Source organism: Arthrobacter sp. CMU6 (assembly GCF_059090205.1).
Map to the genome: position 1 here is coordinate 1 of NZ_JBNHFL010000128.1, position 254 is coordinate 254.

A 254-nucleotide genomic window follows, 5' to 3' on the forward strand; every position below is an offset into this window, starting at 1 on the left:
CTCCACCTCGGTGGGGATCCGGCACCAGTTCTCAATCGCGTACTTGGCCACCAGGCCCGCATAGGCTGCGGTGCCGCAGGCCAGCACGATGATCTTGCTGACCTTCTTCAGCAGCTCCGGGTCAATCCGCAGCTCATCCAGGGTCAGCCGGCCATTAAGGTCCGAACGCCCCAGCAGGGTCTGCGCGACGGCGTCGGGCTGGTCATGGATTTCCTTCTCCATGAATGAGGAGAAGCCGCCCTTCTCAGCAGAGG

1 pseudogene is annotated in these 254 nt (G+C 63.0%); it reads right to left on the reverse strand.

Annotation, left to right across the window (positions count from 1 at the left end):
• A pseudogene (locus AC5RWD_RS23370) lies at positions 1-254 on the reverse strand (glutamine--fructose-6-phosphate transaminase (isomerizing)); the annotation flags it as partial.